The sequence below is a fragment of the Streptomyces subrutilus genome (assembly GCF_001746425.1).
Taxonomy (GTDB): domain Bacteria; phylum Actinomycetota; class Actinomycetes; order Streptomycetales; family Streptomycetaceae; genus Streptomyces; species Streptomyces subrutilus_A.
Genome location: NZ_MEHK01000001.1, coordinates 6,484,404 through 6,498,691, shown reverse-complemented (window position 1 = coordinate 6,498,691; position 14,288 = coordinate 6,484,404). Strand labels below are relative to the sequence as shown.

Sequence of the window (14,288 nt, the reverse complement as noted above, 5' to 3'; positions counted from 1 at the left end):
GGCCACGAGCCGCCCGTCCGGTCCGCCGTCCAGCAGGCGGTGGGCCCTGCGGGCAGGCCGGGCACGTGTTCGGGTTCTCGGACGTGCCCAGAGGCTGAGCGGCCCCTTGGCACCGGGGGCGGGGCCGGTGCGCCGCCGGATCAGCGGGCGCGCGGGGCGAGTTCCCGCAGGACGGCCTGTCCGGCCGCGCGGTGCTCTGCGGCCGCGGCCGGATCCGTCCCGTCGAGCAGGGCCGCGATCCCCTCGTGGGCCTGGGCTTCCTCGTTGCGGTAGCCGAGCCTCGGGGCCAGTTCCAGTGCCTGCCGGTGCAGCCGCAGGGCTTCCTCGGGCAGGCCCGCGAGCCGGCAGGTCTCGGCATAACCGCCCAGGAAGCGGATCTTCCAGTGCTCCTCGAACAGCTCGTCCAGCAGCGCGAACGCCTCGCGGTGGCTGGCCAGGGCCTCCTCGTAGCGGCCCATCTGCCGCAGGGCGACGCCCAGGCAGTTGAGGCACCACGCCTCGTTGTTCATGTGCCCGTCCTCGCGGGCCAGCGCCAGCGCACGGTGCAGGTGCTCCGCCGCCTCCTCGGGCTCCTCGCCCGCGATGGCCATGCCGAGGGTGATCCGGGCGGTCAGCGTCGGCGGCCATGCGGGGTCGGCGTGGGGAATGGCCAGCACCTCGCGGGCCCGCCGCGCCGCCTGGTCCCGCTGTCCCAGCTGCAGCATCGCCCAGGCCTCCGAGGCGGCCGCGTGGGCCGCTCCGGCCGGGCAGTCCGCCCGCTCGTACAACTTGCCCGCCAGCCCGAAGAGTTCCAGCGGTCCTTCGGCGTCGCCCTCGTCCCAGCGCAGATAGCCGCGGCGCATGGCCAGTTCGGCCTCGGAGCGCACGTCCCCCGTCTCCGACACCCGCAGTCCGGCGGCCTCGTACGCCGCCGCGGCGTCCGCCATCCGGCCCGCGTTGTAGCGGGCGAAACCCAGGTCGCTGTACGTCTCGGCCAGTTGCCGCGGATCGCCCAGGCGCTCCGCCGCGGCCAGGGACCGCTCGAAGAGGTGGTTGAGGTGCGTGGTACCGCAGCGCCGCGCGAAGTAGCCGCGCAGGAAGCGCGGCAGCTCGCACACGTGCAGGTCGGCCCCGACGGCGGCCGCCGTCTCGAAGGCGGCGATCATCGATTCGTACTCCGCGCTGAGCCAGGCGAAGGCCGTGTGCTTGTCCGTGAACCGCGGCAGCGCGGCCGGGGGCCGGCCCGCGGAGGGCGACCGGCCCGGCGTCAGGACCGGCATCGCGGCGTCCGCCGCGGCCGCCGCGTGCACGTAGTAGTCGAGGAAGCGGCCCAGCGCCCGTTCCCGCTCGGCGGGCGGGTCCTGCTCGGCGCAGGCCCGGCGGGCGTGCTGGTGCACCAGGTCGTGCAGCCGGTAGCGGCCGGCCGTCGGCTGCTGGACGAGGTGCGCGTCGACCAGGTCCTCGAGCATCGCCTGGGCGCTGTGCAGCGGTACGTCCGCCAGCGAGGCCGCGAGGTACTCGTCGAAGGACCCGCCGGGAAGCAGGCCCAGCAGGCGGAACAGGCGGGCGTGGGCCCGGTCCAGCTGTCTGACGGACATGGCGAACGCGGTGTCGAACTCGCTCGCGCCCTGCCCCATGCGCTCGACGAGGATGCCCACCGTCCAGCCCGGCCGGTGCCGCAGCCGGGCCGCGGCCAGCCGCAGGGCCAGCGGCAGGTGGCCGCACAGCCTCAGCACCTCGGCGGCGGACTCCGGTTCGCGGGCCAGCCGGCCCTCGGGGCCGCGCGGGTCGCCGCTGGCCCGGGCCAGCAGCTCCGCACTCTCCCCCGGGCTCAGCACGTCCAGTGACACCGGGGGCACCTCGTCCAGGCCCAGCAGCCGGTTGCGGCTCGTGATCAGGACGACGGAGGGGCCCGCGCCGGGCAGCAGCGGGCGGACCTGGTCCGCGTCGGCCGCGTTGTCGAGGACCACGACGGCCCGCCGCCCGGCCAGTTCGGCCCGCCAGCAGGCGGCCAGCTGCTCGACGCCCTCCTGCGGGACCCGCTCGGACGGCACGTCGAGCGCGCCGAGGAGCATCCGCAGTGCCGAGTCGGGGTCGAGGGGCGACCGGCCCTCGGTGAAGCCGTGCAGGTCCACGTAGAGCTGGGCGTCGGGGTAGGCGTCGGCGAGCCGGTGCGCGGCGTGCACGGCCAGGCAGGTCTTGCCGACGCCGGCCATGCCGTCGACGGCGACCGCCCGGTGGCTGTCCACCGCGGCGAGCACGGCGGCGAGCCCGGCCTCGCGTCCGGTGAAGTCGGGCACGTCGCGCGGCAGGTCGTTGCGGGGCCTCGGATGGACCTGCCGGCTGGCCTTCGGAGGTGCCGGCAGCGGGTTCGAGGACCGTTCCCACAGCGGGCGCAGCGGGCGCGGGTCGCGTTTGACGAGGCGGCAGAGGGCCACCACCGCGGGCCAGGGCGGCACCGTCTGGCCGCTGAGGTACCGCGACAGCGAGGAGGAGCTGAGGCCGGTGTCCCGTGCGAGGGCCCGGACGCCGAGCCCGGACAGCTCCTGGATCAGGCGCAATCGTGCGGACAGTTCGTCCTGCGGGTCGTCCTCGGCCGTCCGCTGTTCCATCTCCACCGTTCCCCCGCCTCCGTGTCCCGCCCCGGCAGGAGTATTCCGGGCCAAGTCAGCGCTGGTCAAGGCTGGTTCGGCTGTCCCAGGGCGTCCCACCGGCGTCGTCGCGGGAGCGCGGAACGGCTGTCATGGGGTCACGCCCCGGGAGAACGGGGCGACGTTCCGGAAGAAAGAAGAGTCCCGTGCAGTCTCGTATGCAGAACCCCGCCCTCGTCCTGTCCGACGCGATGCGGCCCATCCAGGAGCTCTTCAAGGCCGTGCACTCCGGCGGCGTGGACGGGCAGACGCTGGAGCTGGTGCACCTGCGCGTCAGCCAGATCAACGGCTGCAGCGCCTGCGTCGACGGCGGCGCCCGGACGGCCCGGGCGGCCGGAGTGGGCGACGAGCGCCTGGCCACGATCGCCGCCTGGCGCGAGGCCCCGTACTTCAGCGACGAGGAGCGGGCGGCCCTCGCGCTGGCCGAGGCGGCGACGCGGCTGGCCGACCGTCCCGACGCGGTGGGCGACGAGGTGTGGGACACGGCCGCCACCTACTTCGACGAGAAGCAGCTGGCCGCGATCGTCCTGATGATCGGCGTCACCAACCTCTTCAACCGGCTCAACGCCACGACCCGCCAGATCGCCGGCGCGTGGGGATGACCGGCTGACCGGCCCCCGGCATGACCACCCAACCCGTTCAGCTGTACAACAGGAGGAAAGCAGCCATGCAGGACACCCGGACGCCCGCCAAGCCCGCCAAGCCCGCCACCGCGACCGCCCGGACCTCCGAGAGGTTCACGGACGAGGAGCGCGGCGCGATGAAGGAGCGCGCCCAGGAGCTGAAGGCGGCCGCGCGCCGCGGCTCGCGGGCCGCCAAGGCCGCCGAGGAGGAAGCCGCCGTGCTCGCGAAGATCGCCGAGATGTCCGACGGGGACCGGACCTTGGCGGAACGGCTGCACGCGATCGCCAAGGCCGAAGCACCGGGGCTCGCCCCCAAGCTCTGGTACGGGATGCCCTCGTACGCCAAGGACGGCAAGGTCGTCTGCTTCTTCCAGAGCGCGCAGAAGTTCAACACCCGGTACGCGACGCTCGGCTTCAGCGACAAGGCGAAGCTCGACGGAGGATCGATGTGGGCGACCTCCTACGCGCTGACGGAGCTGACCGCCGACGACGAGGCGCGGATCGGCGCGCTCGTGAAGCAAGCGGCGAACTGAGTTCCGAGCCGCGGGTCTCGACCCTGTCGGCCGCGCCATCTCGGGGCCGCGGCGAGGCTTCACGGGGAGCCGAGCCGGGCCAGCGCCGCCCGGGTCAGGGCCCGGACGCCCGCCGGCAGGGCGGTGCGGACGTCGGGGGCGAAGTCCGGGGCGTGGTTGGCGGGCAGGGCGGCCAGTTTCTCGGCCGCCGTGGTGCCGGGGGCCCGGGACCAGGCGGCCGGGCCGGCCGTGCCCAGCATCCAGTAGCCGAGCCGGATGCCCCGCTCGCCGTGCACGTCCAGGCCGGCGTCGCCGAACAGGGCGAAGTCCTCCGTGGCGAGCGAGGGCGGCCACATCGCCACCCGCTCGGAGCCGAACTCGGCGGCGTGCGCCTCCCGCACCGCCGCGGTCAGCGCCGGGTCGGGGTGGGTGACGGGGGAGGCGGAGAGGCGGACGATCTCCGGTTCCCGGGGGCAGGCCGCGGCGGCGCACTCGGCGCGCACGATCCGTTCCACGGCCGCGGCGGCCCGGGCCAGCGAGGCCTCGCCCACCGCCCGTACGGTCAGGGCCAGTTCGGCGCGTTCCGGGATGACGTTCGCCCGGTCCCCGGCTCGGAACGAACCGACCGTCACCGCCACCTGCTCCGCGGGGGCGGCCTCCCGCGCCACCACCGTCTGGAGCCGGGTCACCACGTGCGCCGCGGCCACCACGGGGTCCACGGCCAGGTGCGGGGCGCCCGCGTGCCCGCCCCGGCCGTGCACCACCACCCGGAAGGTGACGCTGCCGGCCGTCATGGGTCCGTACCCGTGCGCGACCATCCCGGACGGCAGCGGCGCGGCGTGTTGCGCCAGTACGTCGTCCGGGCGGCCGCAGCGCCGGTAGAGGCCGTCGGCCAGCATCGCCCGGGCGCCCTCCAGCGTCTCCTCGGCCGGCTGCCCGGCCACCACGAGGGTGCCGCGCCAGGACTGCGGCGATCCGGCCAGCAGTGCGGCGGCGCCCGCCGCGGCGGCCAGGTGCAGATCGTGCCCGCAGGCGTGCGCCGCCTCCCCGTCGGCCGCGTACGGCAGCCCGCTCGTCTCCCGTACCGGCAGGGCGTCGAGTTCGGCCCGCAGCAGGACGGTCGGCCCGTCGCCGTTGCTCAGCACCCCGGCCACTCCGTGTCCGCCGATGCCGCGCGTGGTCGCGTACCCCGCCGACTCCAGCCGGCCGGCGAAGCGGTCCGCCGTGCGCCGTTCAGCTCCCGACAGCTCGGGATCCCGGTGCAGTTCCAGGTAGAACGTCGTCAGGTCGCGCAGGTGCGCGCCCAGCCGGGCGAGCGGTGCGGAGGCGTGGCCGGTCATGGCGCCATGATCCGCCGGGCGGCCGGAGCGGGCACGGCAGGGTGCTGTCACGTCGTGTCAGCGGAGTGACAGCGGCTCGCGGGGTCCGGTGACGGCGCGACCGGTTCTGATGGGTGCAGGCACAGCACAGCCCGGTGCCGGTCCCGCCCCAGAAGGAGTCATCATGGAGAAGTCGCCTCTCGCCTCGCTCGCGGACGAGATCCTGGAGCTCGAGTCGGAGACCTTCGAGATCTCCGACTACTCGGACGCCAGCGAGGTCGTGCTCGCCGGTTCCACGAGCTGCAGCTCCACCTCGACCTGTTCCTCGACCACCAGCACCACCTCCTGCTCCGCCTGATCCGTCAGGCCGCGGACGCGGCGGTGCCCCGCTCCTCGCGTGTGCGAGGGGCGGGGCACCGTCGCGTCCGGTCACAGCACTAGGGGAACGGGTGCGGCACCCGGCGGATGTCGGCGGCGGTGAGGTCGGTCTCGCGCAGCCCGGCCCGCCTCGGCGCGGTCCGCAGCCGGGGCATGGCCGGGGCCCGCTGCCGGGTCCAGCCGAAGTCGATCGGCAGCAGCCCCGGCACCACCGCGCAGACCGTGCGCAGCCCGATCCGCCGCTGCTCCGGCGTGGTCTGGTCGACGACGATCACGTCGTGCCCGGCCCGTACCAACTCGTCCACGCAGCACAGCAGGTCGTCGCGCAGATCCCCGGTGCGCGGCCGCCCGTGCTCCGTCCAGGACCGGTAGACGTCGTCCATCGCGCGCACGGCCACCGGCTCCCGGTAGGGCCGTACGTGCTCCGCCATCGCCGGCAGCCCGTACAGCTGGGCGTGGTCCTTCAGGTGCCGTACGCGGCTGAAGTCGGCTGCCATCGCCTCCAGTTCGCCGCGCCTCTCCTCAACCTGGCGGGGCAGGTGGGGTATGTAGGTGAGAACCTCCGACAGCGCCGCCTCCACCGCCCGCGCCGGGTCGAGCGCGGCCCCGGCGCCGAAGGAGAACAGGCCCGGGCCGCCGTCGCGGCGCACCGCGAGCCCGGTCACCACCGGCACCGCCAGGTCGATGCGGTTGTCGAAGGCGTGCACGTCGTACCCCTGGAGCGCGGCCCGGTCGGCCATCGTGCGCACGGCCGTTCCCGGGACGGTCGACAAGTCGATCTCGGTGAGCGGAAGTCCGGCGTACCAGCCGATCAGGAACGCGTCCCGCTCCACGAGTTCGAGCAGCGCGCCGAGCAGCGCCTCCTCCAGGCAGCCGCCGATGGCGCAGCCGTTGGAGCACTCGAAGACGAAGTTGTCGGCGGCGAGGCCCGCGCTGTAGTAGGCCAGCCGGGCCGGGACCAGGACGGGGCGGTCGTCGCGCAGTGAGTGCCCGTACACCCACGGGATCGGCCGGTCCGGGTCGAACGGGGAGACGAGCGGGTCGTCGCGGTAGGTCTCGGGGGCGTAGAACCCGCACGCTGCGGGGTCGAGCGCCCGCTCGCCCAGTTCGGTGTAGGAGGCGGTGAGCGGGGTGTTGCCGGTGCGGCGGTGGGTTCCGGCGTACCGTTCCAGCCCCTCCAGGTGGGCGAGGTCGCGGCTGGCGGTGTAGCTGTTGGCCTGCCCGCTCCACGTGACGTCCGTCAGTCCCGCGTACCCGCGCATGAAGACGCTCCCGGCGACCGGGGCGGTGGTCGGCGAGGTGACGTTGAGCCAGGTCCCGCCCCCGAGCACCCCCGTCACCGGGTTGGCCAGCGCCGTGTACGGCATCGGGTACGAGGACGCCGCCCGCAGCCGCTGGGCTCCGGGGTCCGGCTTGGGCCGGGACACGGGCGCGAACGGCTCCGGCGCACCGGTGCCCCGCGGACCGCAGTCCGGGCAGAGCGGGTCGGCCAGCAGCGGATACGTCCGGATGCGCAGTGTCTCCAGGTCCAGCCGGGACACCTGCGGCAGCGCCCGGTCGGCCGCCGTCCCGGCGGGTGCGGTGACCCGGCCGGCGTGGACGGCCTCGTACAGCGCGTACACCGCGTCGTGGGCGTAGGGGGACAGCCGCGGCCATTCGGGACCGGCGGGCGTGCCCGGTCCGCTGCCGGTCTCCAGCGCGTCGCGCTCGCTGCGGCTGCGCAGCCGCTGTCGGCGCATGGCCAGGCACTGGCCGCAGGCCGGGGCGGTGCCGTCGCCGCCCCACGGGCCGACGAGCACCTCCCGGGCCGTGAGGTGCACGCGCGCGCCCGGCCGGACCGCCGCGAACGGGTCGGCGGCGCGCGGTCCCAGGGCGTCGTGCACGCCCAGGGTCACCACGACGGCGCCGAGCGGCTCCAGCCCCTCGGCGAGGCCGCGCCGGGCGGCTTCCAGTGGCGTCCCGTCGGGGGCGAGCGGACGGACGGGGGTCGTCGTCATGTCCGGTTGCTCCAGCGGAAGGTCTTCAGCCCGATCGCGCCGAAGAGGAGGGCGAAGCCGAGCAGCGCCGCGCAGCCGGTCCAGATGGCGGCGAGAGATCCGGTGCCGGTGAGGGCGCCTGTCGCGGCGTCGTTCAGGTAGCGCAGCGGCAGGACGCGGGAGACCGACTGGAGCCAGGACGGCATCATGTCCAGGGGCAGGAACGATCCGGACAGGAACGCCATGGGCACCATCAGGCAGTTGGCGATGGCGGCGACGGCTTCCGGCGTGTTCGCGTAGGTGCCGACGATCACGCCGATGGCGAGGAACGCGGTGATCCCGAGCACCAGGGCGGGCAGCACCAGCGGCCAGCGGCCGTCCAGGACCAGGCCGAAACCGGGCACCATCGCCACCGCGATGAACACCGCCGCCTGCACCACGCCCACGGCCAGCGCGAGCACGTACCGCGAGGCGAGCACGGTGGTCAGCGGGGTCGGCGTCAGCCGGATCAGCCGCAGCAGGTCGTCGCGCCGCCACTGCATCAGCGTGAACGCGATGCCGAAGACGGCCGCGTTGGCGACGCCCCAGGACATCACCCCGGGCGCGATGTACGAGATGTAGGGGCGGCCGGTCTCCTCCACGTCCTGCCCGCTGAAGATCAGGCCGAAGACGACCAGGAAGAGCAGCGGGAAGGCGAAGGTGAAGAAGAGGGTGGCCTTGTCCCGGACCTGCGCCCGGTAGCCGGCGGCGGTCAGGGCCGTGTATGCGCTCATGCCTGGTACTCCGTCTGCGTGGTGTGGCCGACCCGGGGGCCGGGCTGTGCGGCGCCGGTGAGTTCGAGGTAGACGTCCTCCAGCGTGGCCGTCCGGGTCATCACCCCGTCCAGTCCGGTGAGCGCGTCCACGGCCTGGAGCACCTTGCCGGGGGCCGAGGTCTCCAGCACCAGCGAGCCGCCCTGGAGGGTGGCCCGCTCCACGCCGGGCAGCGCCGCGGCCTCTTCGACGCCGAGCCGGCCCGCCGGCAGCAGCAGGCGCGAGGGCGCACCGGCCGCGGTGACCAGCCGGTGCGGCGAGTCGAGGGCGGCGACCTTGCCGCCGACGAGGATCGCGACGCGGTCGCAGAGCGCCTCGGCCTCGTCGAGGTGGTGGGTCGTGTAGACGATCGTGCGGCCCTCGCTCTTGAGGGCGCGCAGCACCTCCCACAGGTCGCGGCGGGCCTGCGGGTCCAGGGCGGCCGTCGGCTCGTCCAGGAAGATCAGCTCCGGGCTGTGGACGAGGGCGGAGGCGATGGCCAGGCGCTGGCGCTGGCCGCCGGAGAGGTTCTCGACCAGCACGTCGCGCTGCTCGGTGAGTCCGACGCTCTCCAGCGTGCGGTCCGCGTCCGCCGGGTCGCAGCGGTACAGGCCCGCGACCGTGACGAGGTGCTCGCGCGCGCTCTGCCGTACGAAGAAGGCCGAGGCCTGGGTCTGCACGCCCATCCGGGGCAGCAGTGCGGTGTTGCGCGGCCAGGGGCTCTGGCCGAGGACGCGGACGGTGCCGCCGTCGGCCTGCCGCAGCCCCTCCATGATCTCGATGAGGGTGGTCTTGCCCGCCCCGTTGGGGCCGAGCAGTCCGAAGAACTCGCCGCGGCGCACGTCGAGGGACACCCCGTCCACCGCCCGGCGCTCGCCGTAGCGTTTGTGTACGTCCTGGACGGCGATGGCCGGGGAGTCGGGCGGCTGGGTGCTGTCAGTTGTCATGGGTGGTGCGTCCCTCTGTGTCTGTCGTGCCTGTCTTCGGACGGGGCGTCGCGCCGGTCCTGGGGGTGGTGCGGTCGCGGGATGGTGCGGGTCGTGGGGTCAGGTGGTCAGGTGGTCAGGTGGTCAGGTGGTCACGGCGTACCAGACGGCTCCGGCGAGGCCGGCCGCCAGCAGCAGGACGACCGCGGCGGAGCCGATGCCGTAGCCGAGGTAGAGCCGGCGGGCCCGCGGCGGGTACGCGGCGGCCGCCGCCCGGTCGCGCATCCGCAGGCGCAGGTACCCCGAACTGGCGGGCGCCAGCCGGGTGACGCGCAGGCCGTGGCCGAGCATCGTGTAGCCGTCCAGCGGGGGCAGCGGGAGCAGGTTGACGAGTGCCTGCGCGCTGCCGAGGAGCAGGAGCGCGGCGAGCACCCGCCGGGTGGGGTCCTCCTCGGGCAGCGCCGCCCACCAGCCGAAGAACGGCAGCAGGAACAGTAGGTTGGCGAAGGCGCCCGCGGCGGCGACCGCCAGCTGGTGCCGACGCCGCGCCAGGAAGCGGTAGTTCTCCACGGTGCAGTACATGAGGGCGACGGGCAGCCGCCACCGCAGCCCGATCTCCCCTACGGTGCCGCCGACATGGCGTGCCGCGATGCCGTGCGCGAACTCGTGCAGGGCGGTGCTCAGCCACATCAGGGTGGCCACCGCCATCAGGGGGGCCGGCTGGAGCAGCAGCCATCCGAAGGCGTGGGCGAGTTCGCCCAGCGACACGGCGAGCACGGCCTCCATGGCCAGGCAGCCGAGCAGCAGGGCCGCGAGCACCGCGGGGTGCAGCAGCGGGCGCAGGGCGCGGTGCAGCCGGGCCGTGGTGGCGTCGGCGTCCGCGACCAGGCGCAGCGTGCCGCGGGCCAGGGTGCCCTCCAGCGGTCTGCCGCGCGGCGCGGGTGCGGGCGGCGGCGGGCCGCCTGTGAGGAGCCGCCGGCTGCCGAGCAGGGCCAGCAGCTGCTGCCAGTTGCCCTCGCCGAGCCGTTTGCCGAAGGCGTGCGCGTACTCGGTGCCGATGTCCGCGAGGCTGCGGGAGCCGTCCAGTCGCGAGACGAGGAAGAACTCCTTGGGCCCGATCTCGAACGACGCTCCGGACACCGGGTCCTTGACCAGGTGGACGGTCGCCGGCCCGTCGAGCAGCGGCGCGGACAGCAGGACCTCGGGCCGCAGGGCGGGCCGGTGGCCGAGCAGACCCGCCGGGCCCGGCGCGGTCGGGGAGCCGGTCACGGGGCGACCGCCGCGCCTTCGGCCGGGACCCCGCCCTCGCGCAGCACCCGGCCGAGCAGATGGGCCAGGTAGGCCTCGTCGCGGATGGTGACGTGGAGCCGGTTGTTGGTCATGTGCATGTACGGGGAGAGCAGCAGGGGCAGGGCCTGGGCGGGGTCCGTCACCCGTTCGTCGCGGGTGCCGTCCCAGGAGCGGAAGACCAGGTCCCCGGCGACGGCGAGCGCCTCGGCGCGCTCGCGCAGCTCCCGGCAGTGCTCCGCCCACCCGGCGAGGAAGGCCGGGAGCCGGCCGGTCTCCCCGGAGGCGAGGGCCTCGCGGACGGCGGCGAAGCGGCGGCCGAGCCCCGGCGCGGTCTGCGCGTAGGTCCGGTCGTACTCCTCGGATCCGATGAACCCGGTGCCGGGAAAGGCCTGGTGCCAGAAGTCGTAGTACCGGTCGAGATATCCGGTGAGTTCCTCCCGCTCGGGCAGGAAGACGCCCGCCATGACCATCATCAGCTGGGCGGAGGTGCCCAGCAGAACGGTCCGCAGGTGCAGGTTCATGCGGTGCAGGGCGTCGATGACCAGATCGCTGGAGCGGGCGAAATGCCATTCGGCGAGTTCGACGCCGGCGGGGCCGCCGTACTTTCCGTATTCGGGTTCGTACGGTTCCCGGGAATACGAATTGTTCGGCCGCAGGTTCATCCGGCCGTCGGGGCCCATGAACGCGCCCCGGTCGCCGTCGGGGAACTCCATGTCGAAGAGCGTGTTGTAGAACTCGTTGAGGAATCCCGAATCGACCTCGTACAGGGCCGGGCGGGCCCGGAGGAACGCGGCGACGGCCTCCTCGGCGCGGCGCCGCACCTCGGGTCCGGCCTCGGGCGTGGCCGGGCGCAGCCGCAGCCGCACGTGCGGGCCCTCCAGCCAGTAGTTGATGAAGAAGTGCCCGGCGAGCAGCCCGTCGGCCGTGAGCCCGGCGATCAGCGGCCGGACGCACTGCACCAGCAGGGGCTGCGGGTTGGCGGCGTAGAAGATGTGCAGGGCCTGCCAGTCGCCGCGGGGCCGGGCCTGTGCGCCGGTCGAGTGGGTCAGCTCGGACATCGGGTGCCGCCTTCCTGGTCTTCCCGGTTTCCCTGGTCTGCCGGGGATTGCGCGGGTTCCGGGGATTTTGGCTGCCGCCGGTCCCGGACGGTCGTGGTGAAGGTCTCGACGGCCAGCTCGGCCACGTGGGCGCCGCGCGCCGAGTGCACGTGCAGGCCGTCGGGGTCGGGGAGCATCTCGCGGAAGACCACCCGGTGGGCCGGGTCCCGCAGCAGGGTCTCGAAGGCGGCGAGCGAGAGGAGGCTCGCGAAGTCGACGTACTGCGGTTTGGCCCCCGCGGCCGAGGGGCCGGCCGAGACGGTCGCGAACACCTGCTCCGGCAGGCCGTGGACGCGCCGCCAGCGCTGCCAGTCGAGGAAGTGCCCGGCCTCCTGGGCCCCTTGGACGGGCAGGCGGCCCGCCGTGGTGGTCCAGCTGCTTCGGCTGAGCACCAGGTCGCCGTGGACCACCCGGGGCCGCGTGGTGACGTGGTCGCGCGCCTCGCCCTCGGGAACGCCCGCCCACACGTCGAGCGGTGACATCGACGAAGGCGACAGCAGCAGGAGGGTGCGCGGGATGGCGGGCAGCGCGAGCGGCACCAGGTAGCCGAGGTAGACGGGGATCACCTGGCGGCCCAGCCGGCGCGAGCGCAGCACCACCCGACCGGTCTGCGGAACGTGTTCGGCGTACAGGTCGTCCAGGTGCAGCCGGCGGTCGGGCGGGAGCGTGCCGCTCTCGCCGGGGCAGACGATCTCGTAGTCGGTCAGTTGCCCGTGCAGGTTGAGATTGGTGGTGACCGGGCCGCCGGTGACCTCGGCGAAGACCGCGTCCGGTGGGCTCACCCGGCCCGCCGTGGCCCGCAGTTCCGCGGAGAAGCCGGCGTCCGTCCCGTCGTACGCGTGCGTGAACCGGCTGAAGGGGAAGGACAGTCCGCCGTACGAGCGGTTCAGCACGGTCAGCGGGCTGCCGTCGGCCGGGTCGCGGGCGAGCTGGAGGTGGTGGCAGCGCGGTGCGAAGTCCGGTGTCACCGGGCCGAGTTCGGCCGCGACCGCCGCCAGGTCCGGCTCGTCCAGGCGCAGGACGGCCGGGCCCTGGTCCGTCGCCCGCGCGTCCTCGTACGCCGTCCAGGCCTGCCGCATCCGCCCGATGAAGGCCCGGCGTGCGGCGTCCACGGACCGGATGCCGGGCAGGCCCAGCCAGTTCTCCTCGGGCACGTACGCGCCGTGCTCGTCGAAGGGCCTGCGGCGGGCGGTGAAGGACAGGTACTGGTCGAAGAAGTCCTCGTGGAAGTCGTGCACCAGCCCCAGCAGGTCCTCGCAACGGCCGCCGGCGCCGTACCGCGCGGTGAAGAACCCCTCGAAGGTGACGCGCTGGGTCAAGGTGAGGTCGAAGGCCGGCAGGATCCGCTCGACCGAGCGCAGCGCGGCCCAGTCCCGGGGCGGGCAGGGCAGCTCGCGGCCCGCGCTCACGTCCTCGTACAGCAGGGTCTGCGGCAGGGCCGCGTCGGGTGCGCCGAGTTCCTCCTGGGCCCGGTGCAGTCCGGAGCGCAGCGCCCGCAGCAGCCCGGCCCGTTCCGTGTGCCCGGCCGCCGGGTAGTCGGCCAGGGCCGCGGCGGGTGCGTCGAGCAGGGCGGCGAGCCGGTCGGCCCAGGGGCGTTCCAGGGAGGCCAGCGACTGCTGGAAGGACCGCAGCGGGTCGGTGCTGTGCACGTCGGTGTCCAGGCAGGGCACGCGCACCATGCCGAGCTGGAGGAGCGCGCGGACGTACGCCTCGCAGTCGGCGGGATCGGCGCCGTGCTCGGCGGCCAGCCAGTCGGCGAGTTCCTGGTGGCGCAGCTCGGGCCGCTCGGCGAACAGGCCGAGGAGGCGGTCGAGGGTGCCGCTGCGGCGCAGGAAGAACAGCCGGTCCTTGACCGCGTCGAAGGTGACGGCGGCCGCGTCGTCGCCCGCGGTGACCGAGCGCCGCACGTAGCGGATCCGGTCCTCCTCGCGGCCCCAGCCCGACGCCGGGCGCAGCGGCAGGTCCCGGCGGCGCACGGGGTCGGCCAGGATCAGCTCGGCGAGGCGGGCGAGGACCACGACGTTGAGCCGTACGTGGCTGCTCCAGGCGTCGGCCACCCGTATCCCGCCCGCTGCGGCGTCCTCGGTGAAGCGGCCGGTCGCGACGCCGGTGAAGGTGCTGAACGGGCTCGTCTTGCAGGCCGTGCGGTACACGTACGACAGCACCGAGCGCTCGGCCTTGCGGGCCCGCCCGTTCGGTATGCCCGCGGTGCGCGCGTAGCCGTCGAGCTGCGCTTCGAGCACCGGGGAGGCCAGCAGCAGGCCGAGCCGCAGCCGGTCGTCGGCCACCAGCTCCCGCAGGGCGGCCCGGTTGCGGGCCAGGTCCGCCGTGAGCAGCGGCGGGCCCTCGGCCAGCAGTTTGTCCAGCAGCCGGCGCCGGTGCAGCCAGCCGGCCAGTTGATCGGCGGCGTCCTCGTCCACGGCGGCGACGGCCTCGACGGCGGTCTCGGTCGACGCGTCGGGCCGGGACGGCAGCCGGCCGTTGTGGATCTGGCGGCGCAGCCGCAGCAGGGCGCGGCGCTGGGCCGCGCCCGGGCCTTCCGGTGCCGGGTCGGTGGCCCCGACGGCCGCGTGCAGCACGTCGCCCATCCGCTCGGCGCCCTCGTGCAGTCCCGCCTCGGCGGTGAGGACGTCCTGGGCCCAGCGGCGGGTGCCCGCGGCGCGCAGGTCCTCGACGGCGGACAGCGGGAGCCCCGCGACCCGCAGCATGAAGCGGTCGCCCGCGTGCCACTCGGTGGTGTTCATCG

The 14,288-nt window shown here is 74.6% G+C and carries 11 protein-coding genes; 3 read left to right on the top strand and 8 right to left on the bottom strand.

Annotated features, from left to right (window positions below):
• Positions 1 to 140 precede the first annotated feature (140 nt).
• Entirely contained in the window at positions 141 to 2,591 is a 2,451-nt protein-coding gene (locus BGK67_RS29625; RefSeq protein WP_069924200.1) for a tetratricopeptide repeat protein, read from the bottom strand.
• 185 nt (positions 2,592 to 2,776) lie between these two features.
• Here BGK67_RS29625 and BGK67_RS29620 point away from each other — a divergent pair, with 185 nt between their 5' ends.
• Positions 2,777 to 3,232: a carboxymuconolactone decarboxylase family protein gene (locus BGK67_RS29620; RefSeq protein WP_069922949.1), complete on the top strand. Its 456-nt coding sequence runs from the start codon at positions 2,777 to 2,779 to the stop codon at positions 3,230 to 3,232.
• A 65-nt stretch (positions 3,233 to 3,297) separates the two neighbouring features.
• A complete protein-coding gene (locus BGK67_RS29615; RefSeq protein WP_069922948.1) occupies positions 3,298 to 3,786 on the top strand; it encodes an iron chaperone in 489 nt (162 codons plus the stop codon).
• A gap of 59 nt (positions 3,787 to 3,845) precedes the next feature.
• On the opposite strand, the gene BGK67_RS29610 is transcribed toward BGK67_RS29615, so the two are convergent.
• The gene (locus BGK67_RS29610) at positions 3,846 to 5,105 is read right to left on the bottom strand and encodes an amidohydrolase (RefSeq protein ID WP_069922947.1); all 1,260 of its coding nucleotides are present in this window, start codon (positions 5,103 to 5,105) and stop codon (positions 3,846 to 3,848) included.
• A gap of 163 nt (positions 5,106 to 5,268) precedes the next feature.
• Here BGK67_RS29610 and BGK67_RS29605 point away from each other — a divergent pair, with 163 nt between their 5' ends.
• Positions 5,269 to 5,442 carry a thiazolylpeptide-type bacteriocin gene (locus BGK67_RS29605; RefSeq protein ID WP_007268044.1) on the top strand — a complete coding sequence of 58 codons (174 nt, stop codon included), beginning with the start codon at positions 5,269 to 5,271 and terminating at the stop codon, positions 5,440 to 5,442.
• Positions 5,443 to 5,521: 79 nt separating this feature from the next.
• Here the strand turns inward: BGK67_RS29605 and BGK67_RS29600 are convergent, their stop codons facing one another.
• The 6 genes from BGK67_RS29600 to BGK67_RS29575 form a co-directional block, all read right to left on the bottom strand.
• Complete coding sequence (locus tag BGK67_RS29600; protein ID WP_079154442.1) at positions 5,522 to 7,459, bottom strand: TOMM precursor leader peptide-binding protein; 1,938 nt, start codon at positions 7,457 to 7,459, stop codon at positions 5,522 to 5,524.
• Positions 7,456 to 8,211, bottom strand: coding sequence for an ABC transporter permease (locus BGK67_RS29595; protein WP_069922946.1), 756 nt, complete (start codon positions 8,209 to 8,211; stop codon positions 7,456 to 7,458). Before BGK67_RS29595 ends, BGK67_RS29600 begins: the two co-directional genes overlap by 4 nt.
• Positions 8,208 to 9,176: an ABC transporter ATP-binding protein gene (locus BGK67_RS29590; protein ID WP_069922945.1), complete on the bottom strand. Its 969-nt coding sequence runs from the start codon at positions 9,174 to 9,176 to the stop codon at positions 8,208 to 8,210. Before BGK67_RS29590 ends, BGK67_RS29595 begins: the two co-directional genes overlap by 4 nt.
• Before the next feature lie 123 nt (positions 9,177 to 9,299).
• The gene (locus tag BGK67_RS29585) at positions 9,300 to 10,424 is read right to left on the bottom strand and encodes a peptidase M50 (protein WP_069922944.1); all 1,125 of its coding nucleotides are present in this window, start codon (positions 10,422 to 10,424) and stop codon (positions 9,300 to 9,302) included.
• A complete protein-coding gene (locus BGK67_RS29580; protein ID WP_069922943.1) occupies positions 10,421 to 11,503 on the bottom strand; it encodes a lantibiotic dehydratase C-terminal domain-containing protein in 1,083 nt (360 codons plus the stop codon). Before BGK67_RS29580 ends, BGK67_RS29585 begins: the two co-directional genes overlap by 4 nt.
• Entirely contained in the window at positions 11,491 to 14,286 is a 2,796-nt protein-coding gene (locus tag BGK67_RS29575; RefSeq protein WP_244291352.1) for a lantibiotic dehydratase, read from the bottom strand. The genes BGK67_RS29580 and BGK67_RS29575 overlap by 13 nt, the downstream gene beginning before the upstream one ends.
• Positions 14,287 to 14,288: the final 2 nt, after the last annotated feature.